The organism is Psychrobacter sp. UBA3068 (assembly GCF_002366815.1).
GTDB lineage: Bacteria > Pseudomonadota > Gammaproteobacteria > Pseudomonadales > Moraxellaceae > Psychrobacter > Psychrobacter namhaensis.
Map to the genome: position 1 here is coordinate 55,428 of NZ_DFBY01000002.1, position 22,021 is coordinate 77,448.

Sequence of the window (22,021 nt, forward strand, 5' to 3'; positions counted from 1 at the left end):
CAGTGATAAGCAGTGCTATACGATGGGATTGTGCACCGTGACGAGTTTAGTACCATCGGGAAAAGTCGCCTCGATTTGTACTTCATCCACCATCTCGGCCACGCCTACCATGACATCATCAGCAGACAGATACTTGGCCCCCTCACTCATCAATTCAGCGACTCTTTTGCCATCCCTTGCGCCTTCCATGAGTAGCATACTGATATAGGCAATGGCTTCAGGATAATTAAGCTTAACCCCGCGATTTTTGCGGCGCTCAGCAACCATGCCAGCAGTGAATAGCATGAGTTTGTCTTTTTCGGTTGGTGTCAGGTGCATGGATACTCCTTATTATATTTATCATTGCATCGTCGCAGATTGAGAGGTTTTGGCACGTTAAATACGACTGTCTGTCGGCAGCCAACATAAACTTAGGTGTCCCAAATACGCGGGCGGCAAGGCTCAAGCTGCCACCAATGCTCACGTAAGACCTCTCTGAGCTGATAAAAAGCTTCAAAACAGCCGCGCACATCTGAACCAATATAACGGACATTCACCGCTTGGCAGTTGTGAGTACAATAGACGGGCAGTTCAGCTTGAGCGATGACTTGGCGCAACGCCACGACGGTATCGTCTAAGTAGTAGGTTAATGCCTGTTTGGTGGTCGCTTGAGCAGCCTTAGTTGACTGCGTGGTTTGGGAAGCCGATCGTGCGTGATCGTCACGCAGCTTACTCAAGCTTGGTACTGCCCAGAATGATCCGTAAATGTGCTGACCTGCTAACCCCAAATCTGACGTAAACCAGCGACTTTGGGCAGGCTGCGCCACACGCTCAGCTACAATTACTTTGCCTTCTCGATAGATATTTAACCCTGTATGGTAATACCCTTGCAAAAACTGCTCGTCGTAAGCTTGCCGCCCAAACACGCTAATCTCCCATGTCATGAGGCTAGACGAGTCTTTTAAATCAAAGCGACTTGTCGCATGCATATTGGCATCGTTATAAATGATACTCTCTTGTGGCAGCCATTCTAAGCGAGCATGTGCCGCAAGCGTGGCTTGCACATCTTGGCTTGCATAGGTAGAGGTATCGTTTTGAGCCTCACAGAGCTGGCCATCTTCAGGGTCATCTATAATGGCCTCACCCTCTAGCGCCGCGTTTGCATCGAGGTTGAGCTGGGGTTCTGAGCGACGCGACAAGCGTTTTGTTTTTTGGCTGACACTGTCTTTGCCATACCATTTACCCGCCCCTGGGGTGGTGATGACAGCATGGCTATCTTGATCTAAACGCAAGTCGATGGTCAGTATGTCACCACCAGCTATACCTGCTGGCGGATACAGCATCAGTATGTGGCAAATCTCTTGCTGAACACTAGGCTCAGGATATAAGGGCCGCTGTACCATTAAAGCACCCGTGTGCTTGCGATGATACAGACGCGTCTTCAGGCCAGTGGCAGTCATACTGTTGGTAGTATCTGTGCGTTTAACAGTGTCAAAACTTAATGCTAAAGAAGAAGCCCAACTCATTTTATATACTCAGTTACTCAATTATTTAATCAAATACGGACTAACATCTGTCAATGGTCATAGCTGCCCCATCACCACAGACATCTGATTCATCAATGCCATTAATTGTCCTTATCCATACAATGTTTATGCCAACTTATGTACACCCCTATCAAGCGCTACTATGAGCAAGCCTTAAACTAATGATATTGCATAGATTTTGGCTATACATATTTTTCACTCAGCACCCAATTTGTTTTAATATCCCTTCAAAAACTGTTCAGCGATACGAATATTTTTAGAGTCATACTTTTCTGCACCAAAACTGCACAATGCACCCCTATGGCTGCACCATCTTTTACCATTTTCTCTATTTTTGCTATCCCGTCATATCAGCTACAATAATCAGCAGCAGCAAGATATTTAAGCCAGTAGATTGCCGTTATCAGGCACTCCTTGATGATAGAACCTAAAATTCTCGGACGCTTTGTTAAGGCATTTTTATTGGCGGCTTATGGGCTATCTTTATGAGTAGTTTATAGATAACCCCCTTGATAAACGTGTACAGACGCCTTATTAATAGGGAGTCACTCATGTTATTAATAGAAAGTCATTTTTCACATGAAAAGATTACTATTGCCCCCATAAAAAAGTTACCATTGGCTCAACTATTTTTAGCGGCCTCTAGGTCATACCATGGACTCTAGTTGGTTTTATTAACGAGCGGCAGTATTTATAATGATAAACACCAATAAAAGCTTCGCCGTTTGCTGACCTTTCGCCCTTTATCTTATGTACTTATAAACAGGACATTTTTATGACAGATTATGATCGCATCACTGCCAATCCACATTTCGATATGCTAATGAGTGCGCACAATGAAGTGCAAAACACACAAGCTGCCTTAGTCCCGATGGTCGTTGAGCAATCATCACGCGGTGAACGCTCTTTTGATATTTTCTCACGCCTATTGCGTGAGCGTGTGATCTTTTTGACCGGTCAAGTCGAAGACCACATGGCCAACCTCATTGTCGCCCAGCTGCTATTCTTAGAAGCTGAAAACCCTGACAAGGACATTCACTTGTATATCAACTCGCCAGGCGGTTCAGTGAGTGCGGGATTGGCCATTTTTGATACCATGAACTTTATCAAGCCTGAAGTGTCAACCATCTGTATGGGCGGTGCTTATAGCATGGGTTCATTCTTGTTGGCCGCAGGTCAAAAAGGCAAGCGCTATTCACTCGCCAACGCGCGTGTGATGATTCACCAACCATCAGGCGGCGCACAAGGCCAAGCAACGGACATCGAAATCAATGCACGCGAAATTCTAAAAACCCGTGCTCGCTTAAATCAGATTTTAGCTGAACGTACGGGGCAGCCAGTAGAGAAGATCGAAAAAGACGTTGAGCGTGATTTTTGGTTAGATGCGCAAGAAGCAAAAGAATACGGTTTGGTTGACGAAGTATTAGAGCGTCGCCCTGACTCTTTATAATATTGAGATAAAAACCTTGTTAAGCATCGAATGCCTTGGCGTATAAGCGCTGGCATTCGTGTTAACCATTAGAATATTTTTAAGCGTTAAATTTTAGGAGCGCCTTTTATGGCAGAAGATACTACCCCGCATTGCTCGTTTTGCGGCAAAGCCAAAAGCGATGTACAGCAGCTGATTGCTGCTGACGATGCCAATATCTGTAATGAATGTATTGAGCTGTGTACCGATTTAATCGCAGACAGTGCTGAAGACGGTGATGACGATAGCGACATTGATACCTCATGGGTCAATAAAAAGCTACCAACGCCAAAAGAGTTGCGCGCCAAGCTTGATGAGTATGTCATCGGTCAAGACGCTGCCAAAAAAGCCCTGTCTGTTGCCGTTTATAACCATTATAAACGCTTAAAAGTGAGTCAAACGTTAGCCAGTGACAGCAAAAAAGCCAAGATCGGTGCTGACGATGCGATGGTCGAGTTGGCCAAAAGTAATATCTTACTGATCGGTCCAACCGGTTCTGGTAAGACACTGCTTGCGCAAACGCTAGCGCGTCTACTTGATGTACCCTTTGCCATGGCTGATGCCACGACTTTGACCGAAGCGGGTTATGTCGGTGAAGACGTTGAAAACATCGTGCAAAAACTGTTGCAAGCATCAGACTATGATGTGAGCAAAGCTGAGCAAGGCATCATCTACATTGATGAGATCGATAAAATCAGCAAAAAAGGCGACAACCCTTCTATCACCCGCGATGTATCAGGTGAAGGCGTACAGCAAGCCCTGCTAAAACTAATCGAAGGTACCGTTGCTGCCATTCCACCGCATGGTGGTCGCAAGCATCCACAGCAAGAGCTTATCCAAGTGGATACCAGCAACATCTTAATCATCGTTGGTGGCGCGTTTGCCGGTCTTGATAAAGTCATTCAGCAGCGTACGGAAAAAGGCGGTATTGGCTTTAACGCGGATGTCAGCTCAAAAGATGACAGCCGTCGCAGCTCAGATTTGCTGCAGCAAGTTGAGCCAGAGGATTTGATCAAATTTGGTCTGATTCCTGAGCTGATCGGTCGTTTGCCTGTGCTAGCTGCCCTACAAGAGCTTGATGAGGAAGCGTTAGTACAAATTCTCACTGAGCCCAAAAACGCTCTGGTTAAGCAATATAAGTATCTCTTTGATATGGAAGGCGCTGAAATCAGTTTCACTCAAGAAGCGCTTGATGCGATTGCCAAAAAAGCCATGGAACGCAAAACAGGTGCTCGTGGTTTGCGTTCTATCGTAGAAAACGCCCTGCTTGAGACGATGTATGAGCTTCCTTCTATGAAAGACGCCAAAACCGTCATGGTTGATGCAGAAGTGATTAATGAAGGTAAAATTCCAAAAATTGCTTAATTTTTTATTGAGTTAATATAGCCAGCTATTATTTACTGGCTATTAACATACAAGAAGCGTCTGGCATCCTGTGCTCAGACGCTTTTTTTGTGTCTGCCTTGGCGGCTGTTTAGTAATTATAAAATGACAGCAGCGTTTATCAATCGCCACCAGTCATGCATACCATTCATGCTAAGGTAGATAGCCTGTCACGCTCGTTTTTGGCTTATATGCTCCATCGCATGTGGCCTATATGAATACCGATTATTAATAAGACAAAGGATTGTTTATTATGTTTAACCATGTCACTGCTATGGCGTCTTCGTTACGTCAACACCTGCCCTTTTATACACCCAATAGACAAAATAACGACATTACCCCTTATTACCGTGACCATGTCGCTGCTATCACTGGCGCAGGATCTGGCATGGGGCGCGAGCTGGCGATTCATTTGGCACAAATGGGCTGCCATGTTGCGCTCTCTGATATCAACAGTGAGCAGCTGACTGCGACCAAACAGTTACTCGTCGGTTACGATATTAAAGTCACAACGACCGTACTGGATGTTTCAGACAATAAAGCCGTGCAAGCTTGGGCTGATAGCGTGATGAGCGATCACGGCAAAGTAAATTTTATCTTTAATAATGCAGGCGTGGCACTGTCTTCAACGGTAGAGGGCTGTAGCATTAGCGAGCTTGAGTGGGTGATGGACATCAATTTTTGGGGCGTGGTTTATGGCACCAAGGCGTTTTTACCCTTAATCAAGAACAGCGTCAAACAAAGCGAAGTGACGAGTGATAGTAGTGATGGGAGTAAGGACAGCAAACCGCGCCAGTTTGCTGAACATGGTCATATCATCAATGTCTCAAGTTTATTTGGTCTGACCGCCCAACCATCGCAGTCTGCCTATAATTCGAGCAAATTTGCCGTCCGTGGCTTTACAGAAAGCTTGCGCCAAGAGTTAGAAATACAGCACTGCGGCGTTTCAGCGACCTGTGTCCATCCAGGCGGTATCAAAACCAATATTGCTAATAATGCACGCGGTAATGACAGCGTCAGTGATATTGGTATGCACACTGGTGACAAAGCCATTAAAAGTTTTAACAAGCTGTTGAAATTCGATGCCAGCGACGCAGCTTGGATTATTCTGCATGCGGCAGCGACCGACCAGCCTCGCTGTTTGATTGGCAATGACGCCAAAATGGTTGACGCGGTACAACGAGCATTCCCCTCACATTACAGTCAAGTGCTAAATGGCGTCAATAAGGTAACTCGTAAATTAAAACCGCATCGCAGTAAGAAGCGCAGTGATAAGCCGAGTCCTGCATCATAAATATCTGTGTTTGTTACTATGTTTGCTAATAGTCTCTTACCACAAAAAAGCCCTACTATTTAAAATAGCAGGGCTTTTTACACAGTAAGTTGCCAGTAATGAGCATTCAAGTTAGGCGAAATGCTAGAGGGTTATCGTTAGTTCAGAATCAAAGTGGTACATCCGTTAATGGTGTTCTACTGGTATAAATTTTCCTCGCTGGTTGTTCGCAAGCGTGACAGATGCTTCATAAAATTCATACCAACAGAACGGTCACCTTTTTACAGTGAACCGACTATATTAAATTAAGGCAATTTCATATCACCAGCGACCAACCAGCCCATACGGCGCATCACGTAAGCCACTGTGCCAGCAATAATAGCCGGCAAAACAAACATCAATAAAACAATGGCTGTCCATAACTGTGTCGTACTCATCATTCCTTGCGATGCTTCAATGATGCCAAACACCCCAACCAATCCAGCAGTACCCATACCTGCACCTGTCGCCGTACAAGCTAGCCCAAAACCTACTGTTGCGATAGGCCCAACGATGGCGCTGGCGATGACCGCAGGTAATAGAATCAATGGCTTTTTAAGCACATTAGGGATTTGCAACATACTGGTGCCCAAACCCTGAGATATCACGCCACTAACACCATTGTCTTTAAAACTTGCGATAGCGAAACCAATCATATGCGCAGCACAGCCAACGACTGCCGCCCCACCCGCTAATCCCCCAAGCCCAATAGCGATACAAATAGCGGCGCTCGACGTCGGTAGTGTCAATAAAATACCAACCACGACTGCAATGACGATACCCATTAATAACGGCTGTAATTCAGTGGCAGCATGGATACCTTGGCCAATCGCAGCCACAGCCGCGACGATAGGCGGATTAAGTAGGGCACAGACCAATAGAGCAATGCCGCAGACCACAAGAGGCACCAATAAAATATCTAATTTGGTCCTACCAGCCACCCACGTACCAGCGCGATAGGCAAATACGGAGGTCAAATACGCCCCTATCGGATTACCAGGTAAAGCCATAAATGTCGCAGGCCCACCCACTTGCGGCGTAAACAGAGTCCCCGCCATCAGCGCTTCAGAATGAGCACCCAGCATACCCGCCACCAAGCAGCTGAGCATGACCAGCGTTGGCGCTTTTAGATAATAAGCAATCCCAACGCCGATACCAGCACCCATTAGTACTGATGCAAGCTTGCCCACCGCTACCAATGCTGGAAGATCTAACCAGCCACCGATTTGCGAGATGATAAGACCGGCTATCAAGGTGACAAATAGCCCTAATGCCATGCCAGTAAACGCATCGATAAAATACTTCTGAAAAAATGATTTTATAGTACCAGCCGGCGGTGTTACTAAGTTAGATACAGTCATAGCCATACTCTTTATGGAAATTTTGATAAGACACACTATACCAAAGGAATCAAACCACTCTCCTAAAAATAAGAGACAAAAAAAGCGTCATTGCGACGCTTTTTCTATTATTCACAAACCACTAAATTTATCAAAAGCCACTCTGTCTAACGGCGCTGTTCAACGATAATAGAATCAATACCGTTATTTTGCAGGCGCTGCTGGGCAGTGGTAACTGCTTGACGACTATTCATCGGACGTGAGATTACCTGATAAATGGGCAAGCCATTACCCGTGGTATTTTTAACCACCCGCGCGTCGACCCCAGCCATCAGCACTTGCGCTCGGCGGCGATCGGCTTCATCTGCATCACCAAAGCTATTGATCTGCAAAATGTAAGTGGCAGCAGGTTTAGCGGCCTGAACGCTCGCCGTACCTGCACCTGCGTTGTTTGTCCGATTGGCTGAACTGCCACCGCTACTCGCCGGCGTCGAACCATCATAGGTCGCATCTTCTTCCACGATCACGATATCATCGCTGCTACTGGTCGCCGCATTGTTACCACGGCTAGGCTCAATCGTGGTACTTTCGCCGATACCAAAGTTACCCGCATCGTCATTACTGGCTGACGTATCCTCAGGTTGGGTAACAACCACGTCAGGCTCGAAGTCACCAATGTCACCTATTTGATCGTTATCCATCTCAGCAATGTCTTCATCAGGAATAGTGGCCATTTCTTGATTGGGCAAGATATCATAAAACTCATAATCGCCATTATCAGTATCCGTATCGACGCGTGGTTCTACCTGTCGATCATTTTCAGCGGCGCTGTCAGCTGGACTGAAATCAAACAATGGGGATAGGTATATAAATACCCCGATCATAAGGGTCAATATCGCCCCAACAAACATCCACAATAAGCCTGACACGCTACTCGATTTGCGCTTTTCAGTCGCACCTTTAGGTTTTTTGGCTAGCATGGATCTGGTTCTCCCTACTGAATCTAACTGTTATCAATTTATTGCTCTCAAGCGTCTATTTATACTACATGCTAGACGGTGCAGACAACCCTAATAAACCAAGGCCATTGGCCAATACTTGCCTGACCGCTTTAGACAAACGCAGACGCGCTTGCATCAAGTCCATCTCGTCTGTACTTGGCGTCTCACCTGAGGTCAAGCTCACTGGCAAGATGCGATTGCTGTCGTACCAGCCATGGAACAAAGCAGCCAAATCTTTTAGATAGTTGGTCAACACATGCGGCTCATAGCCGGTCGCGGCGCGTAGTAACGTTGCTGGATACCCTGCTAGCAGTTTAATCAACTCATCTTCGTTGGGGGCGCTGAGCAAGTTTTGCTGCTGCAAACCAATCGTATCGTCTACCACAAAACCACTGTTTTGTAGTTTTTCTAACACTCGGCAGACGCGCGCATGTGCGTACTGAATATAATAGACTTGATTGTCTTTACTTTGTGATTTGGCAAGCTCCAAATCAAAATCAACATGTACTTCAGGCTTACGGGCCACATAATAAAAACGCGCCGCATCATTACCGACTTCCTGACGCAGTTCACGTAAGGTGACGAACTTGCCTGAACGTGATGACATTTGAACCTTTTCACTACCGCGCCATAGGGCTACAAACTGCACGAGCACCACATCTAAACGCTCAGCATCGATACCGAGGGCTAATAAAGCCGCTTTTACTCGTGGGACGTAACCATGGTGATCGGCACCCCAAACATTAATGACTTTATCAAAGCCACGGTCAAACTTATTCTTATGGTAAGCAATATCAGAGGCAAAATAAGTAGATTGACCGTTGGCACGGCGTACCACTCGGTCTTTTTCATCACCAAAATCGGTCGACTTAAACCAAATATTGCCGTCTTTTTCGTACAGATAGCCTTTGTCATCTAAGACTTTTAGGACAGGCTCGATCTCGCTATCAATAGACCTTTCGCTAAACCAGCACTCGTAGCTCACACCAAAGTCATTTAAATCATCTTTAATATCGGCCAAAATACTACTCAATGCTGCATTTAAAAACAGCTCATAGCCAGCACCAAGCAGCGCTTTACTGTTGGCAATCAGACCATCAATGTGCGCTTCTTTATCACCTGAGAGCAATGTTTTTTCGCCATCAGCATTTGTCTCAAACTGCGCATCTGCTGGCACGCCTTGAGCAATTTTAGCAAAGCTGTGGACATAGCTATCACCATGTTGCGCTTTTAGCGTTTGGGCGATATCACTGACATAGTCGCCTTGATAGCCATTGACTGGGAACGTTACCTGCTCACCACTTTGCTCTAAATAACGTAAATACGTACTGGTCGCCAAGATATCCATTTGGCGGCCCGCGTCATTGACATAATACTCACGCGTAACGTCATAACCAATCGCCTCTAGCAAGTTTGCCACACTCATACCAAATGCGGCACCGCGTCCATGACCGACATGCAGACTAGACGTAGGATTGGCAGAGACAAACTCCACTTGTATCTTTTGCCCATCAAACTGGTCGCTTAAACCAAAACGATCTTGCAAGGTAAAGATATCATCTAATACAGCAAATTTGGCTTCAGCATTTAAAAAGACATTAATAAAACCTGGGCCTGCGATTTCTACTTGGCGAATGTCTTGATTTTTGGGCAGGGCGTTGACGATTTTCTCGGCGAGCTGGCGTGGATTGGCTTTGGCCGCCTTAGCAGCAGTCAGCGCGATATTACTGGCAAAATCACCATGACTAAGATCTTTAGTACGAGTGATTTGGCTGTTATTCTGCCAATCAGCCGGTAGCATGCCATCTGCCTGTAGGGTATGAATAGCATCATTAAATAAGGAGGCAAGTGTATCAATTTGGGTTTGTGACATAGGGTTTGAACTCAGTTAAATAAACAACAAAAACAAGACGGAATTTTGACGAATACGAGCAGTCGATAGCTGCTTATTATAATAGCGACCGACACTGTAGGGGATAAAATCATGCAAAAAGATAAGTAACCTGTAAATATAACAACCTTTGCGCTTTATTGCACCATTTGCCCCAAAATTAGCACTAAAATCTTACGGTTATGCTAGCTGACCTAAATCACTAGGCGAACCAAAAGACCTATCTATACGCTAACGCTGATGAAATCGGTACGAATAGACCAATACCAATACCGCCGGTTCGTACAGATAAATGAATCACGCTAATTGTAGCGTTACTGTTGCTCGCCCTTAGCAGCAGTTTATACCCGTTCGCTTCCGCGTTATAATGAACGTTTGTATTGGTCTTCTTAAAGATAGAAGATGCGTTACTACTTTTATAGGATTATGCCATGTTTGCTATTGCTGCCAGTACGATCACCAGTTGGGGACTGTATGTTTTATTACCCATCTTCATCGCGTTCTTATTTTTTATCATGTGGGATATCTCTAAAACGTCAGACGCTGGGCGCGCGGGTACTTTTTGGATTTTCTTAGCGCTGGGCGCAGGTTTTGTAGGCTTTTTGCTCAAGCTATTGCTAGAAGTCGCCTTTAAAAGATGGTTCATATAACCAGCAACCGCTACTCCTCGCCTTCTTTTTATTTAAACACGCTACTTATTAATACAAACGGTTTGCTTATTTTTTTGCGATGAGCGTTGCGCGCATCGGAGCAGGATAGCCTTCAATGGTCTTGGTTGCATCATTGGGATCTAAGAAATCTGCCAACGAATGATAACTCATCCATTCGGTTTTACGCTGCTCATGGGTAGAAGTCACGGCTACATCGACGCAGCGTACCTCTGTAAAACCAACCTTTTCTAGCCAGCCGATTAGCGCTGCTACTGATGGCAAAAAATACACGTTATTCATCTGGGCATAGCGGTCATGCGGTACCAGTACCGTATTGGCGTCGCCTTCAACCACCAAAGTTTCTAGCACCAGCTCACCACCTTTTACCAGCTGCCCTCTGAGCTGCTGTAAATGCTCAAACGGCGACTGACGATGATAGAGCACGCCCATACTAAATACAGTATCAAATAACTGGCTGTGCTCAGGCAGTGCTTCGAGCGGCACTGGAATATGATGGGTACGGTAACGGCCTGTGTCATGAGCGTCAGCGCTACCGACAAAATGACGAATCGCCATAAACTGGTGATAAAATAAACAAGACGGATCAATGATGATGACCGTGTCCGCGCCAGCCCCTGCCATACGCCAGCCGTGATAACCAGAGCCGCCGCCCACATCTAACACGCGGCGACCTTTTAACGTGCCTAAATGCGGTGCGACCCGTTGCCACTTCCAATCACTGTGCCATTCCGTATCTATAAATATTGGCTCGCTTTTTTCGCTATTATTTTGACTGTTATTGGCCTGACTACGACCAATCTGAAAAGGCCCTTTGCGCCATGGCATCAACTGTTTTAACAACGCAGTGGTTTGTTTGCGCTCAGAGTCCGTCAGCGCCGCTTCAATCGTCAGTATGTCAATATCTAAATTGACTTTATCAATCGTTAAGTCTGGCAAACGTGCGACCGATGCTTGATAAGCAGGCGCATGAGCATAGTTGGCCTTATCCTTGATATCATTCAACCACGTTGGCAGTTGTGTGAGCCATTTATAAGCACTCGGCTGCTGCTGAGCCAGTTCTAATAGGGTTAAATACAGTTCGCGTTCGGCGTGAGTGATGGTGTCGTTGAGCATAAAAGCAGATACCGTATGAATCAAAAGAGAGTGTGAAAGGGGTTTTTAAAAAGCGACGTGATATATAAAGGTCACGTCAGCACTATTTAAACGCCACAATCGACACAAAGTTTAAGAACTGAAACCACGTCAAATGACGAGCAAAACCAACTTGATCAAGTCGCGCGTGATGCTCATCTAATGTGTCGGTAATAAGGACGTTTTCTAGCGCATTACGTTTGCCGCTAATTTCCATCTCAGTATAGCCATTGGCACGCTTAAAGTCATAATACCGCTCAACCAACCACGCATCGTATTGCTCATCAAACGCATGGGTCTTTTCAGTGAGCACCAATATCCCGCCCTCGCTTAACGCGGCATAAATTTTCTCTAACACCGCCACCCTATCAGCGACTGGCAAAAACTGTAACGTCAAGTTTAAAATCACCATGTCGCACGGCTCAAACTCAACATCGCGAATATCCGCTGTCATGACTTCTATATCATGCGCAGGATAGTTATCACTTAATAAGGCGGTTGCTTCAGTCGTCATAGCGGGTGAGATATCAATCGCTTTGATCTGTAAATCTTGTGGGTCAAACTCGCCAGCCAGCGCCATACTGGCGGCGCCCAATGAACAGCCCAAGTCATAAATTCGGCTGACACGCTGACTGCTATCGCTCTGTTGGCGATACTTACAGTGACGACGGGCAAATATGGGCAGCATGGCTAATACCTGCCCATAACCCGGAACACTACGACGAATCATATCGGGAAAACACGCCACCACTTGCTCATCAAAGGAAAAACGCGCGGCCTTATCCAGTGGCGTGGTAAACGGTTTGTCGAATAAGGTATCATGTTTAACGGTAGCAGGATTGGACTGGCTCATGGGGCGACTCTTTCTTTGAAAATAAAACTGAAGTTAGGAAGTAGGTATCAGTGTTGCTTAACGCTATTAATCGTTCTGTAAAAGCTTGCGAAGATAGCAAAAGCCCATTATAACATTACTGTTTGTTACTTAGCGCTAGCAGATGCCCTGCTAAGCTAAAGAGGTCTTGCTGAGTGTACGAATCATACTCAACCCGTGTTATATACTTATAAAAATAGGAATAAATTATGCAAACCATTATATTAGGTGGCGGCTGCTTTTGGTGCACCGAGTCGGTATTTTTATCCGTGAAAGGTGTGCAGTCTGTGGTATCAGGCTATATGGGCGGCGATGCTGTCTCTGCTAATTATGAAGCCGTCTGTAGCGGTAACACCGGACACGTCGAAGTCATCAAAGTCGAATTTGATGAGTCTGTCGTCCCATTAGAAGTGATCCTTGATGTTTTCTTTGCGACCCATGACCCCACCACCATGGATCGTCAAGGTAATGATGTCGGCAGTCAGTATCGCAGCGTCGTCTTTTACACCGATGAAGACCAAAAGCCCACCATCGACCGCACGATTAACAAACTGCGTGACATGGGTATCAATGTCGTCACAGAAGTGCACCCTGCCCTTGAGTTTTATAAAGCAGAAGAAACCCATCAAGATTTCTTTAATAGAAATCCAGGTCAAGCCTATTGTAACTTTGCCATACCGCCAAAACTGGCCAAACTGCGCAAAGAATTTAGTCAATACATGGTCAGCTAAACGATTGACTGGACAAAAATATCATGTTTACTGGCAGCCAAACGCTTATACAATAGGCGTTTGGCTTTTTTGTGTTAAACATTCTTATATAAACCGTTATGATAACGGACTGAAAATCAAAGAATGACTTATGATAACAACACTTACTGATAGGCTTACATTATGAACCCTGAATTTTGGCAAAATCGTTGGCAAGAAAAACGCATTGGCTTTAATCAGTCTGAGGTCAATTCGCTATTAATAAAATATTGGTCAGCGTTAAATTTGCCAGCTAGTAGCCGCGTCTTTGTACCTTTATGCGGCAAATCAATTGATATGGTGTGGCTGTCAGCACAAGGTTATGACGTGGTGGGTGTTGAATTGGTTGAGTCAGCTGTGCAAGCGTTCTTTGCTGAACAAAACATCCAGCCCACCATATATCAGCATGCAGAAAATCCCGAGATTAAATGTTATCAAGGAGAGCTGGGAGATAGCGAGACTAAGCGAACTATTACCTTATGGGTCGCTGATATCTTTGCGCTGACCTCCACAGATATTGGCTCTATCGATGCGGTATATGACAAAGCAGCATTGATTGCCCTGCCAGCCGATATGCGTACACAATATAGTGAGCAAGTATGCCTGCTTAGCGGCACCGTCCCACAGTTGGTAATCACCCTTAACTATGATCAAAGTAAAAAGGATGGTCCGCCATTCTCTGTCAGCTGTGAACAAGTGCAGCAGTATTATGGCAGTCGTTATCAAATTACCGAGTTGGCACGTGAGCCTGCCGCTATTGGTTCTGCGCCTGACCTAACAGTTTCCGAGCAGGTTTGGTTATTGAGTGAGTAATAGGTAGATATAATCAATCCTAAATAAAACTGGCACATATTATGCCACGTGCGACTGGTATTGATTTCGCGTAGCATCGAGCGGCATAGGCACAGCACGCAAGGGCAATTAAATACCAGTAGCGCTGTACCTATTTTAACTTTTCAACTATAGTTTTCTATTATCAGACTTTTAAGAATTTGATACTGATTAAACGGCTATCTTTCCCAAAACTTCTCTGAATCTCACGGTAACGTCAGCTTATAGTAACCATTTATAACCGTGGTACTTCGTTCGCTTTTCTTTACTGTTTAGATTGGTTACTCTAAGTTAAAGTCATTTTTTCCTTCTTTACTTTCTACTACCTACTTTGATGTTTATAGGATATTTTCATGCGTTTGACTCCCCTCTCTACTTTATCGCTGCTTAGTATGGCTGTTAGCATCAGCCTTGCCAGTACTGCTCAAGCTGCTAGGCCACCAGCCCCAGACTTATCTAACGCTGAATTCCAACAATGTCTGGATGGCTTAAAAAATTCTAGCAAATTCCGCGGTGTCGATAGTTTTACCTTTAACAACTATCGTCCCAGCCAGCCTGATCCTAGCGTGATCCAATCACTCAACTATCAGCCGGAGTTTCAAAAAGACGTGTGGGATTATCTCTCAGCACTCGTGGATAAAGAGCGGGTCGAAGATGGTATTCGGGCGAAGCGTCAGTGGGGCGACACGCTCCGCCAAATTGAATCACGTTATGGGATAAAGGCAGAGCACGTACTTGGGGTTTGGGGAGTGGAGTCCAACTTTGGTCAGACACTGGGCAAAAAACCCTTATTTGAGTCCTTGGCGACCCTATCGTGTTTTGATCGTCGGCAAAGCTATTTCCAAGGTGAGTACGCCAACGCGCTAAAAATCGTGCAAAACGGTGATATTGCGCCAAGCGATATGACAGGCTCGTGGGCAGGTGCCTTTGGGCAGACGCAATTTATGCCAAGCACCTTTTTAGAGCTAGCCGTTGATTTTGATGGCGATGGTCGTCGTGATTTGGTGAATAGCGTGCCCGATGCGCTCGCCTCTACCGCTAACTTTTTAGACAAACGTGGCTATCGTACAGGCGAGCCTTGGGGATATGAAGTCAAGCTACCTAACGGCTTTTGGGCCGCCTCTAACCGCAAAGATAAAAAATCTATCAGTCATTGGCGCAATCAAGGTATCACGCTTGCCAACGGTAGCCCGCTACCTTACGACTTGAGCCGCGCAGGCTTATTGTTACCCGCTGGAATGGAAGGCCCTGCATTTTTGGTCGGCAAAAACTTTGACACGTTTTATTCGTACAATGCGTCAGAAAACTACGCATTGGCAATCGCCCACCTATCTGACTTAATCACGCGTGAAGACAGCAGCAAGACTGATTTTGTAACCGCTTGGCCAACAGATGATCCTGGTATCAGTCGCCAGCAAGCCAAAGATATTCAACAGGCATTGCTAAACGCCGGTTACGATATTGGCGGTGTTGATGGCATCATCGGTGATAATACCCGCACTGCTATCCAGCAATACCAAACTAGCCGCGGTATTTTTCCAGCCGATGGCCGTGCCGGGCAAAAGTTCTACCGCACTATCATAGGTAGCATGACTCCTAGCAGCTCACAATACGGTAATCAGTACGGCCAACCAGAAAATAGCCAGTCCTTGAATCCTGCCCCTGCCGATCGCATGGGACAACTGATCCAGCAACAAACGGCCAATCCTACTACTTACTCAACACAGCCCTCTGCTCAACCTTCACGCTCTGGCAACACACGCTATCGCCGGGTCACGGGTGCTGATGGTGTCGTAAAGCTTGTCCGTATCGATGAAGGTTTGTAGTACCCGATCGAACCAGTGATAAGTGCATTCATAGTTGCACCAAAAAGGCCACGCTAACCATAGCGTGGCCTTTTTATGAGCGTTATTTTCTAATATCACTTATCTAGCAACTTTAATATTTAAACCACAACGCTTCAATATACATTTAGACGATAGGGGGCGGATTTGGCTTGCCGTTATCACCATTCCAGTTTTCACGGGCTTTTTCATCTAAATCAGCAGGCGTTTTTGGTTCCCATTTGCCATTTTCTTTCCAAGTGGCATCGCCCCAATCTTCATCCTCTTCTTTTCTATCCATCTCTTTATATACTTGACTCGGATCGATGCCGCGACGTTTCATATCTGCCACTTGCTCTTCTAAGGTGTGAAACTGATCCGCATCATGCATAGATTTTTCTAGGCCATCAAGCTCTCTTTTTAACTCATCATTTTTAGCGTTACTCATTATGCGCTCTCCTTAATTGGTCAGTATGATTGTACGGTCTGTCTGGTTGTAATTTTAATATAAATGAGGCATCTCTATATTACTCGCTGCTTTATTCTATTATTACCAGTCTTGCTTAGATTCACAACCATTGACGCGTATGCTTTGTATTACAAAACGTAGTCATAGGCGCAGACGAGATTTTATAACCGATATGATGCTTAGCTTTATTAAGCGGGAGAAGCCCAACACCATTCGCATTCAATTTTGATGGTTAAGGTTAGATATCTTCATTACTTAATAGGTTTTTTGCATAAGCGGTCAATTTCCAAAGCTCTTGTGAGACTCGAGTACCGTAGGTGGTTAGCTGGATCCAACTTGCAGCCACCAGCTGGCGTTGCAGATTGTTTAGATCATCTTGGAAAATTTGGCAGCGTGAGACGGCGTGGACATTTGGCATGTCTTTTTTAATGTCTCGCTCAGCTTTTGATGCTATTAAGCGGTTAATAGCGTTTTGCAATCCATAACTGGAAAAGGGTGACGGAATGTTCATTAGTACCACCAATATCTCTCGCCACGTTAGCAGCATGGTTCTAGAGACGTCTGTTAAGTTGCCGCCTTCATAAGCTTGTGCGCTATATTTAACGTCAAAGGCTTCCATTAACACAATGGGTCTACTAACTTTATCTGCTATGAGTTCATCATCAGCGTTGCTGTCTTGGTTATTGGCTTTATTAGTCGCTAAAAGATCGGCAAATCTTTCGGCCACCGTTTGCTGGCTAAACTTGATCATCTCCTCGCTGGCTCTTACCCAACCACCAGACACTTTATGATTACTCACGACATTATAATAAGCTTGTACAAGTAATTGCTCGATGTCATTTTCTGTATCATAATAATAGAGCTCGTTGTCTTGCCGAGTCACTGATTTAATGAATTCTTGTAGTTGCCGACTGATATTGGCATCCTGATGATGGTTTTTGATGAATATCAGTAAAGGTTTGAGTTTGGCTTTGGCATTTAAATAACTCAAATGCATCTGGCTAACACCCGTTTTTTGTACCGTACCGTAGCTGTCTCCGATGATCATCAACGCATAATCGCAAGAGTCAATGCATTGGCGCCCATATAGTGACGCTTTTGGTAGTTTACTCGACACATCATGGGTTAAGAACGCACGAGACTGAAAGAAGATCGATAAGCTGTCTAAGACCAGCAATTGATCATTGTCAGCGCATATGACATGAATATGATAGCGACAGTTTGACACAGTTACCTCTAAACTTAGGTCGTGGCATAAAAGAGTATGATATCAAGTACAGCACAAATATCTTGCTGGGCACAGCCTAGCATAATCCTACAAAGATGAGCTCAATTTATTTGATTAAATCACTATTTAGGTTATGGAATTGATTGAATCAATATCAATAGCGGCTATTTAGAGTAGTATTGCAACGCTGCCTTTTTACCCAGCAGACGCTCTATTAAAACGTCCAGTTTATCATCAGATTTTGTGGCATAAAAAGTTAGTGGGAGTTGCTTGCCGTCCTTAGTATGGTTCAACGGCTTTGATAGACTATTATCTGCCCCACTACTGTCTAAATAACGCCCCTCTGTTTCATTATCAGAGCGTGCAGACATTTGATTTGCCACCAACAGCTGCTTGACTCGCTCAGCAATCGCTTGCCCAGAATCCACTACCTGTATCGATAATTGCTGCTGGGCAATCTCTTCTAATAAAAACGCTTTAAAAAACGGATAATGCGTACAGCCTAGCACCAACTGATCTACCCCATCATTCGCAAATGTGTGTAGCTGCTGGCGTAAGCGTAGCGCTGTGTCATCCTGTTCTGGCATCCCTGCTTCTACCCACGGCACCAGTTGGGGATCAAAATACTTGATGACTGCCGCGTTATTGGGGTGAGCAAAGTGGTTGATAACCTCATTAAGCAATGACCCATTCAAGGTTGCCTTAGTCGCCAATACCGCCACACGGCCACTTTTACTCGCCAGTACTGCGGGTTTCAAAGCAGGCACTAAACCTACGATGGGCAGCTGAGGATAACACCGCCTTGCGGTCTCCAACGCGTAGGCTGAGGCACTATTGCAAGCAATGACGATGAGTTTACAGCCCTGCTTATACAGCCACTCTACTGCCGTGAGGGTCAAGGCTTCAATATCATCACTATCACGACTGCCATAGGGTACATTTAGGGTGTCGGCATAATAAACATAACGCTCGGCAGGTAGCTGCTGGGCTAAATGTAGATAAATGGATAAACCACCAATGCCAGAGTCAAACAACCCAATTGGGGCGCTGCGGTCTTTATTTGTCAAAGCCGTCTGAACAGCAAATTTATTAATATCCGCTTTATTGGTCCCTATTTTTGCCGTGGTAGCCTCCATCAAAGCCTTACCACTCACAGTTTCTGTCCCTTTTTCAACCACATTGCTGGCATTACCTACGATATTATCCATCGTTACGCTACCGCTACTTTTATATACATATCATCATCTTAATACGAGTTAGCCACTGATAAGTGCGTTAAATACGATGCAGCGTGTAGCTAGCAAATCGTTCCGTAAAAAATTATAGTACCTATACAGTGGATTGCAATGAATAAATTGCTGTTCATCAGTTGCTTTAAATGGTTCTCTAAATAGTGACGAATCCTTAGTTGGCTGGCATCGACAGCTGATAAGACTTACCACCACTTTGTAAGGTGAGAGTCGTCTCGCCGTTTTGTTCGGTCAGCTCGCCAATTTCGGTCAAATGATAAAAAGTATTGCGACCGATAAGTGCGGTTAAACCATTTCTCACAGGCATATAAGGCCGTACTTGCGCCTCGACTGCGGCTTCCTGATTACTGTACGTCTTTAACATGATGGGGTGCTCTTCATCTAACCGTAGCACATCGCCCGTCGTCGTCGTAAATTCCAACCAACTGGTATCGCCTTCATAGACTATACCCACATCGTTGATCAGTAATGGCGCGTCCTCGACTTGGATACGGATTTTTTGTACAGGTGTCTTTAAGAAGTACTCAGTCTTGCCGTTATTTTCTTCTTTCCATAAAATAGTGGCAAATAAGCTCACCAATGACTCACGGGTCATCTGTCCCCCTTCATGCCACCATTCCCCGTTTGCCTTTATGACTAAGTCCATATCCGCCACACTCTCAGGGTGCCACTTTTCTAGTGGCGGTATGGCACGACCTGCCCGCTCACCAGCAGTAGACTTTAGATAGTGACTGAGTGCTTCCATACTATTTAGGTTGGATACCTTGTCGTTTGGGGAGTTAGCCACACTACTATCATTTTCCGTGATGCTTTTATTATCGTTATTCATCTTGTCATCCTTTACCTAGTGTTCAAAGTTTGGCAAATCTATTATTACTATAAATTTTAGTTTCGGGTATGATGAAACCATATTACGTCAATACCCTTATTATCTTGAACTTACCTTAACACCGATACTCATAAATGCGTATCGTGTTTGTAAGACTTTTCTTTTATAATGAGTAACGATTTTTTATTGAATTGGTCAAGTGGGTGTTGTGTTAATGACACATTTTACGTCATAGGTTAATGTCTTTAAATAATTGACCTTAACAGCAACGTGGTCAACTGATGTCACAAAGGCAGTTTTTATCGGGCAGCCATATGTCTGAGTAGCGTTAGCGCCGCAAATCTATTATTTAATTGTTAAGCTAATGATGCCCTGAGATAAGCCACTAAAAGTTTAGGAGTAGGTATGCAAGAGCAAGACAATCAAAAGCCAGTCATGGATGGTGACACTGTGAATACGGGCACGCCAGTAGCAACAGAGACGGCAGAGCCAACAGCTGCGACTCAAGAAGAGCAAATAACTGAAACAGTTGCTGCGGAAAAAGCGCCAGAGCCAGTAGTAGAGCCTGTCGCACCAGAGCCTGAGATCGAACGTGAATCAATGGAGTTCGATGTCATCATCGTCGGTGGTGGACCTGCTGGTCTCTCTGCTGCCATCCGTCTACGTCAGCTCGCGATTAAAGCTGGCAATGATGAATTTATGGTTTGTGTGGTTGAAAAAGGCTCTGAGTTCGGTGCGCATACCTTGTCTGGCGCCGTCATCGAGCCACGTGCTTTGAACGAGCTGATCCCAGACTGGAAAGAAAAAGGCGCGCCACTTAACGTGCCAGCAACCGAAGATCGCTTCTACTACTTAAACTCAGCCACGCGCTCTACCAAAGTGCCTGATTCATTAATTCCAGGTCCGATGCACAATAACGGTAACTATATTGTCTCGCTGGGTAATGTGGTTCGCTGGTTGGCCGTACAGGCAGAAGAGCTTGAAGTCATGATGTTCCCAGGTTTCCCTGCCGATGATATCTTGTATAACGACGATGGTTCAGTCAGAGGCATCTTAACAGGTGATATGGGTGTGGCCGCCAATGGCGAAGCGAAGCCTAGCTTTGAGCCTGGTTACGAGCTACTGGCCAAGTACACCATCTTTGCCGAAGGCAGCCGCGGTCATTTGGGCAAACGCTTAATCAGCCGTTTTGGTCTTGATAAAGACTCTGACCCTCAGCACTATGGTATCGGTCTAAAAGAGCTGTGGGAAGTTGCGCCAGAAAAACACGAGCAAGGCGTGGTCATGCACGGTCTTGGCTGGCCATTAACAGAAACTGGCTCTACCGGTGGTTGGTGGTTGTACTTCGATGAAAACAACCAAGTAAGCTTTGGTCTGGTCGCTGACTTGTCTTATCACAACCCATACATGTCTCCATTTGATGAGATGCAACGCTTAAAAACTCACCCTGTCATCAAAGAGGTGCTAGAAGGCGGTAAGCGTATTTCTTACGGCGCGCGTGCGCTGACTAAAGGTGGTTTGAACTCATTACCAAAATTTACCTTCCCAGGTGGCGTATTGGTCGGTGATGATGCTGGATTTTTGAACCCAGCCAAAATCAAAGGCACCCATACCTCGATGAAGTCAGGTATGCTAGCAGCCGAAGCTATCTTTGAGGCACTGCAAGCAGATCGTCAACATGACGAAGTCGTTGCCTATAGCACGATGTATAAAGAGTCATGGCTCTATCAAGACAATTACGAGTCGCGCAACTTCTCACCTGCGATGCACCGTATGGGCCAGTTCATGGGTGGCGCTTTTATCTTTATTGAGCACAACCTGCTAAAAGGTAAGATGCCATTTACCATACATGACAATCGCCCAGACTATGATCAACTAGAACGTGCCAATCATGCTTATCAACCAACCTACCTAAAGCCTGATGGTAAATTGGTGTTTGATAAATTGTCATCGGTCTTTATCTCTAACACCAACCATGCTGAAGATCAGCCGACGCATTTAAAATTGACCGACCCGACGGTACCTGTATCAATCAACTTACCGTTGTATGCTGAGCCTGCACGTTTGTACTGTCCAGCTGGTGTCTATGAAGTGGTAAAAGACGCTGAGGGCGCCAAGTTCGTCATCAATGCCCAAAACTGTGTCCATTGTAAGACCTGTGACATCAAAGACCCTTCGCAGAATATTACTTGGGTAACACCAGAAGGCGGCGGTGGTCCTAACTATCCAAACATGTAAATCGCAACTG

General features: G+C 45.3%; 19 protein-coding genes. 8 read left to right on the plus strand and 11 right to left on the minus strand.

The features are described 5' to 3' along the window. Positions 1-15: 15 nt before the first annotated feature. Together ureA and B2P60_RS00360 are read right to left on the minus strand one after the other, a co-directional pair. On the minus strand, positions 16-318 hold the full coding sequence (gene ureA, locus B2P60_RS00355) for an urease subunit gamma (RefSeq protein WP_193004678.1): 303 nt from the start codon (positions 316-318) through the stop codon (positions 16-18). Between the two features lie 92 nt (positions 319-410). Next, positions 411-1,505: an urease accessory protein UreD gene (locus B2P60_RS00360; protein WP_286738840.1), complete on the minus strand. Its 1,095-nt coding sequence runs from the start codon at positions 1,503-1,505 to the stop codon at positions 411-413. 796 nt (positions 1,506-2,301) lie between these two features. Here B2P60_RS00360 and clpP point away from each other — a divergent pair. The 3 genes from clpP to B2P60_RS00375 all read left to right on the plus strand — a co-directional run bounded on the left by clpP (position 2,302) and on the right by B2P60_RS00375 (position 5,671). Continuing rightward, complete coding sequence (gene clpP, locus B2P60_RS00365; protein ID WP_062845552.1) at positions 2,302-2,976, plus strand: ATP-dependent Clp endopeptidase proteolytic subunit ClpP; 675 nt, start codon at positions 2,302-2,304, stop codon at positions 2,974-2,976. Positions 2,977-3,084: 108 nt separating this feature from the next. Beyond that, positions 3,085-4,359, plus strand: coding sequence for an ATP-dependent protease ATP-binding subunit ClpX (gene clpX, locus B2P60_RS00370; protein WP_193004680.1), 1,275 nt, complete (start codon positions 3,085-3,087; stop codon positions 4,357-4,359). Positions 4,360-4,630: 271 nt separating this feature from the next. Beyond that, positions 4,631-5,671: an SDR family NAD(P)-dependent oxidoreductase gene (locus B2P60_RS00375; RefSeq protein WP_286738841.1), complete on the plus strand. Its 1,041-nt coding sequence runs from the start codon at positions 4,631-4,633 to the stop codon at positions 5,669-5,671. A gap of 284 nt (positions 5,672-5,955) precedes the next feature. On the opposite strand, the gene B2P60_RS00380 is transcribed toward B2P60_RS00375, so the two are convergent. The 3 genes from B2P60_RS00380 to argS form a co-directional block, all read right to left on the minus strand. Next, positions 5,956-7,050, minus strand: a complete 1,095-nt coding sequence (locus tag B2P60_RS00380) for a PTS transporter subunit IIC (protein ID WP_193004681.1) — start codon at positions 7,048-7,050, stop codon at positions 5,956-5,958. Positions 7,051-7,196: 146 nt separating this feature from the next. Further along, positions 7,197-8,009: an SPOR domain-containing protein gene (locus tag B2P60_RS00385; RefSeq protein WP_193004682.1), complete on the minus strand. Its 813-nt coding sequence runs from the start codon at positions 8,007-8,009 to the stop codon at positions 7,197-7,199. Positions 8,010-8,073: 64 nt separating this feature from the next. After that, entirely contained in the window at positions 8,074-9,903 is a 1,830-nt protein-coding gene (gene argS / locus B2P60_RS00390; RefSeq protein WP_286738843.1) for an arginine--tRNA ligase, read from the minus strand. Positions 9,904-10,352: 449 nt separating this feature from the next. Between argS and B2P60_RS00395 the strand changes: the two genes are divergently transcribed. After that, positions 10,353-10,571: a DUF2788 domain-containing protein gene (locus tag B2P60_RS00395; protein ID WP_193004684.1), complete on the plus strand. Its 219-nt coding sequence runs from the start codon at positions 10,353-10,355 to the stop codon at positions 10,569-10,571. A gap of 66 nt (positions 10,572-10,637) precedes the next feature. On the opposite strand, the gene cmoB is transcribed toward B2P60_RS00395, so the two are convergent. Together cmoB and cmoA are read right to left on the minus strand one after the other, a co-directional pair. Further along, complete coding sequence (gene cmoB / locus B2P60_RS00400) at positions 10,638-11,705, minus strand: tRNA 5-methoxyuridine(34)/uridine 5-oxyacetic acid(34) synthase CmoB (RefSeq protein WP_286738844.1); 1,068 nt, start codon at positions 11,703-11,705, stop codon at positions 10,638-10,640. Positions 11,706-11,787: 82 nt separating this feature from the next. Then, on the minus strand, positions 11,788-12,576 hold the full coding sequence (gene cmoA / locus B2P60_RS00405; protein ID WP_286738846.1) for a carboxy-S-adenosyl-L-methionine synthase CmoA: 789 nt from the start codon (positions 12,574-12,576) through the stop codon (positions 11,788-11,790). 227 nt (positions 12,577-12,803) lie between these two features. Between cmoA and msrA the strand changes: the two genes are divergently transcribed. The 3 genes from msrA (at position 12,804) to B2P60_RS00420 (ending at position 16,000) form a co-directional block, all read left to right on the plus strand. Beyond that, on the plus strand, positions 12,804-13,325 hold the full coding sequence (msrA, locus tag B2P60_RS00410; RefSeq protein ID WP_193004687.1) for a peptide-methionine (S)-S-oxide reductase MsrA: 522 nt from the start codon (positions 12,804-12,806) through the stop codon (positions 13,323-13,325). A 162-nt stretch (positions 13,326-13,487) separates the two neighbouring features. After that, positions 13,488-14,156, plus strand: a complete 669-nt coding sequence (gene tmpT, locus B2P60_RS00415) for a thiopurine S-methyltransferase (protein WP_286738848.1) — start codon at positions 13,488-13,490, stop codon at positions 14,154-14,156. A 371-nt stretch (positions 14,157-14,527) separates the two neighbouring features. Then, a complete protein-coding gene (locus tag B2P60_RS00420; protein ID WP_414706610.1) occupies positions 14,528-16,000 on the plus strand; it encodes a lytic murein transglycosylase in 1,473 nt (490 codons plus the stop codon). A 145-nt stretch (positions 16,001-16,145) separates the two neighbouring features. Here the strand turns inward: B2P60_RS00420 and B2P60_RS00425 are convergent, their stop codons facing one another. The 4 genes from B2P60_RS00425 to B2P60_RS00440 form a co-directional block, all read right to left on the minus strand. Then, positions 16,146-16,445: a hypothetical protein gene (locus tag B2P60_RS00425; RefSeq protein ID WP_193004692.1), complete on the minus strand. Its 300-nt coding sequence runs from the start codon at positions 16,443-16,445 to the stop codon at positions 16,146-16,148. A gap of 259 nt (positions 16,446-16,704) precedes the next feature. After that, the gene (locus B2P60_RS00430) at positions 16,705-17,694 is read right to left on the minus strand and encodes a DUF4062 domain-containing protein (protein ID WP_198334872.1); all 990 of its coding nucleotides are present in this window, start codon (positions 17,692-17,694) and stop codon (positions 16,705-16,707) included. Between the two features lie 164 nt (positions 17,695-17,858). After that, complete coding sequence (gene murI, locus B2P60_RS00435; RefSeq protein WP_286738850.1) at positions 17,859-18,902, minus strand: glutamate racemase; 1,044 nt, start codon at positions 18,900-18,902, stop codon at positions 17,859-17,861. A 196-nt stretch (positions 18,903-19,098) separates the two neighbouring features. After that, complete coding sequence (locus B2P60_RS00440; protein ID WP_286738851.1) at positions 19,099-19,773, minus strand: DUF1285 domain-containing protein; 675 nt, start codon at positions 19,771-19,773, stop codon at positions 19,099-19,101. A gap of 600 nt (positions 19,774-20,373) precedes the next feature. Here B2P60_RS00440 and B2P60_RS00445 point away from each other — a divergent pair. Further along, complete coding sequence (locus tag B2P60_RS00445; RefSeq protein ID WP_193004708.1) at positions 20,374-22,011, plus strand: electron transfer flavoprotein-ubiquinone oxidoreductase; 1,638 nt, start codon at positions 20,374-20,376, stop codon at positions 22,009-22,011. Positions 22,012-22,021 lie beyond the last annotated feature (10 nt).

Bases quoted from the DNA above. Each gene is read 5' to 3' on its own strand.
- ureA (WP_193004678.1), bottom strand. From the start codon at position 318: ATGCACCTGACACCAACCGAAAAAGACAAACTCATGCTATTCACTGCT.
- B2P60_RS00360 (WP_286738840.1), bottom strand. From the start codon at position 1,505: ATGAGTTGGGCTTCTTCTTTAGCATTAAGTTTTGACACTGTTAAACGC.
- clpP (WP_062845552.1), top strand. From the start codon at position 2,302: ATGACAGATTATGATCGCATCACTGCCAATCCACATTTCGATATGCTA.
- clpX (WP_193004680.1), top strand. From the start codon at position 3,085: ATGGCAGAAGATACTACCCCGCATTGCTCGTTTTGCGGCAAAGCCAAA.
- B2P60_RS00375 (WP_286738841.1), top strand. From the start codon at position 4,631: ATGTTTAACCATGTCACTGCTATGGCGTCTTCGTTACGTCAACACCTG.
- B2P60_RS00380 (WP_193004681.1), bottom strand. From the start codon at position 7,050: ATGACTGTATCTAACTTAGTAACACCGCCGGCTGGTACTATAAAATCA.
- B2P60_RS00385 (WP_193004682.1), bottom strand. From the start codon at position 8,009: ATGCTAGCCAAAAAACCTAAAGGTGCGACTGAAAAGCGCAAATCGAGT.
- argS (WP_286738843.1), bottom strand. From the start codon at position 9,903: ATGTCACAAACCCAAATTGATACACTTGCCTCCTTATTTAATGATGCT.
- B2P60_RS00395 (WP_193004684.1), top strand. From the start codon at position 10,353: ATGTTTGCTATTGCTGCCAGTACGATCACCAGTTGGGGACTGTATGTT.
- cmoB (WP_286738844.1), bottom strand. From the start codon at position 11,705: ATGCTCAACGACACCATCACTCACGCCGAACGCGAACTGTATTTAACC.
- cmoA (WP_286738846.1), bottom strand. From the start codon at position 12,576: ATGAGCCAGTCCAATCCTGCTACCGTTAAACATGATACCTTATTCGAC.
- msrA (WP_193004687.1), top strand. From the start codon at position 12,804: ATGCAAACCATTATATTAGGTGGCGGCTGCTTTTGGTGCACCGAGTCG.
- tmpT (WP_286738848.1), top strand. From the start codon at position 13,488: ATGAACCCTGAATTTTGGCAAAATCGTTGGCAAGAAAAACGCATTGGC.
- B2P60_RS00420 (WP_414706610.1), top strand. From the start codon at position 14,528: ATGCGTTTGACTCCCCTCTCTACTTTATCGCTGCTTAGTATGGCTGTT.
- B2P60_RS00425 (WP_193004692.1), bottom strand. From the start codon at position 16,445: ATGAGTAACGCTAAAAATGATGAGTTAAAAAGAGAGCTTGATGGCCTA.
- murI (WP_286738850.1), bottom strand. From the start codon at position 18,902: ATGGATAATATCGTAGGTAATGCCAGCAATGTGGTTGAAAAAGGGACA.
- B2P60_RS00440 (WP_286738851.1), bottom strand. From the start codon at position 19,773: ATGAATAACGATAATAAAAGCATCACGGAAAATGATAGTAGTGTGGCT.
- B2P60_RS00445 (WP_193004708.1), top strand. From the start codon at position 20,374: ATGGAGTTCGATGTCATCATCGTCGGTGGTGGACCTGCTGGTCTCTCT.